This is a genomic window from Devosia sp., assembly GCF_017307565.1.
Lineage (GTDB): Bacteria > Pseudomonadota > Alphaproteobacteria > Rhizobiales > Devosiaceae > Devosia.
Map to the genome: position 1 here is coordinate 1 of NZ_JAFKHD010000027.1, position 2,382 is coordinate 2,382.

The 2,382-nt window shown below is 64.0% G+C and carries 4 protein-coding genes; all 4 read right to left on the bottom strand.

Annotated features, from left to right (window positions below; genetic code table 11):
- A partial coding sequence (locus J0I64_RS00345) for a flavin reductase family protein (protein ID WP_291405332.1) occupies window positions 1–304 on the bottom strand: 304 nt, incomplete at its 3' end.
- A gap of 94 nt (window positions 305–398) precedes the next feature.
- Window positions 399–1,304 carry a siderophore-interacting protein gene (locus tag J0I64_RS00350; RefSeq protein WP_291405334.1) on the bottom strand — a complete coding sequence of 302 codons (906 nt, stop codon included), beginning with the start codon at window positions 1,302–1,304 and terminating at the stop codon, window positions 399–401.
- 2 nt (window positions 1,305–1,306) lie between these two features.
- Complete coding sequence (locus tag J0I64_RS00355) at window positions 1,307–1,621, bottom strand: hypothetical protein (protein ID WP_291405336.1); 315 nt, start codon at window positions 1,619–1,621, stop codon at window positions 1,307–1,309.
- A 524-nt stretch (window positions 1,622–2,145) separates the two neighbouring features.
- On the bottom strand, window positions 2,146–2,382 hold a 237-nt coding region (locus J0I64_RS00360; protein ID WP_291405338.1), incomplete at its 5' end, for a TOBE domain-containing protein.

The following is a 2,382-nucleotide window of genomic DNA, read 5'->3' on the forward strand; positions in this document are numbered from 1 at the left end:
CAGCCCCCTTGAGATCGCCCTTGCCGCCGAAGGGGGCGGAGAGATCGGCCTGATCCGTGGACAGGTAGTTGATGGCGAAGTGGTTGCCATCAAGCATGGTCTGCAGTGCCGAAGTTTTCTTGTCTACCGAAACCATCATCATGGGAGGTTCGGCGCAAAGGTGCGTGGCGGAGAGGGCGAGGAAGCCCCGGGGACCGTCCTTAGCTTCGGCGGTGACGATGGCGGTGCCCGCGGCACGGAGGCCAACGGCCTGCCAGAAGGTGCGGATGTCGATCACCCGTTCGCCATTCGCAGTTTCAGTCACTCACGATTCTCCACTTCATCGCTGCGCAAGATAGAGCTTTGGCGGCTCAGGAGCGCGGAAGAAAAACTTCGCGCTAGGCGAAGCGGTACTTTCCCTACTCGTAGACTTTACCGAAACGCCAGTAGCCCATGAGGTTGAGCAGGCTCCGATCGATGCCCCGTTCCTTGATGAGGGTGCGACGGATGGACATGATGGCTTCAGACTCGCCGGCGATCCACGCATAGAAAGCGCCCTCGGTGGCCTTGGCCAATTCCCACGGTACGGTGGCGTCAATGTCGATGGTTTCGAGTTCGACGCTGGCCTCTTCCACGGTGGCGGCGGGGAGCTTGGCGCTGTCGATGGCGTTGACAAGCAGATCGCCTGGACGCGGGTCGCCTTGTTCGTGCCTGATGAGCCAATTGATGGTGAGGCCGGGCCAGGTGGGCAGCGCCAGGGCGTCGGCACGGTCGGCGACTTCGGCAAAGACTTCGCAGGGTGGCGGGGTTGGCCGAGCGGCGAGTTCTTCGAGGATACCGGCGAGGGCCGGAATGGCGGTTTCGTCGGCCATGAGGAGGACGTGGCGCGGATCGGCCGGCGGCTTCCATTCATAGCCACCGCCGATCTGGGCGGCGCGACGATTGGGGGCGGAGATCTGCACCTTGTCGCCCGGTTTGGCGTGCGTGGCCCAGCGCGAGGCGGGACCGTTTTCGCCGTGGAGCACGAATTCGACGTCGAGCTCTGAGCTGTCGGCGCGGAGATTGCGGATCGTGTAGGTTCGCATGGGGACGCGGTCGGCGACGGGCACCGATTTATAGGTCGCGTACCAGTCTTCCGTGTCCGGCATGTCGGGCGTGCGTCCGTCACCGGTGGGGAAGAAAATCTTGATGCGCTGGTCGGGTGCCCAGGTCGCCATGTCACGGATTTCGGGGCCGGTGAAGGTGAGCCGGCGCAAGTGCGGGGTAATGTCTTCGAAGCGCGCCAGAGCGGCGTTGAAAATGCGATAGGGACGTGTGTGGGACATGCTCAGGCGTGGCCGATGACTGGAGAGAGGGCAAGCGAGGACAACGGCGCCGGGAGGGCGGCGCGGGCCAGGGCGTATTGGAGCGCGTGGACATCGGCGTAGGCCGAAGGTTGCCAGCCGCACACGCAATGGCGCGGCGGCATGTGGGCGTCGGCGACTTCGCGATAGACTTTTCCCAGGGCCGCGGCGAGCGTTTCGAGCACGTCCATGGGCTGAGCCTCGTTTACCTCCAGCGCTTCGCAGAAAAGGGTCAGGACGCGCTGGTGGAGGATGTCGGCATTGTCGCGATCGGTGGCTGGGTCGGCAGTGTCGTGCATTGCGGCTCCGGGCATTGGCAGGAGCCGCCCGTCTTTAATATGAATTGCCTGGTCATATTAAAGACGGTTGGGGTGAGATGCAAGGGGGCACCGCCCCCATGTTGCCACACCGCCATTCCGCGAACGCGGGAATCTCTCGCGCGAAAACGGGGATTCCTGCTTTCGTGGGAATGACTTCGTGGCTTTGGAGGTTTGGGAGGTGGGCGCGTGGAGTTTGGGTGCCGCGACCTCGTCCTTCGAGGCTGCGCTGCGCTTCGCGCCTCAGGATGAGGTCTACCTGGGGGCGGCGTTCGCGGGGGTTCCGCTCGGTCGTCACCACCGGGTTTGTCCCGGTGGTCCATGCCAATCCGCAGGATTGGCAGGCCTCTCCATCCGCGGGATGGCGGGCGGCCCCGAGATGGATTGCCGGGACAAGCCCGGCAATGACGACGAAGGGGAGGGGCTGGCGGGGAGGCGCAAGAGGCCTTCCACGCGGGGCGGTATTGGCGCCGCAGCTTTAGCGCACCGACCTTAGCGGAACGAGTTTAGCGCAGCCGCTTGCCGTCTTTGCCGAAGACCAGGAGCGAGGCGGGGTTGAACCTGGCTTCGTAGCGGTCGCCGGTTTTGAGGGTGCGGTTGTTGTCGGTGGCGATGGTGAGGAGATTGGTACCCATGCCGCGTGCATAGGCGTAGGTTTCGCCGCCCAGGTGCTCGATTATTTCAACCGAGGTTTCCAAAGAGGCGGAGCCGGTCGTGTCAAAATGTTCGGGGCGGATGCCGAC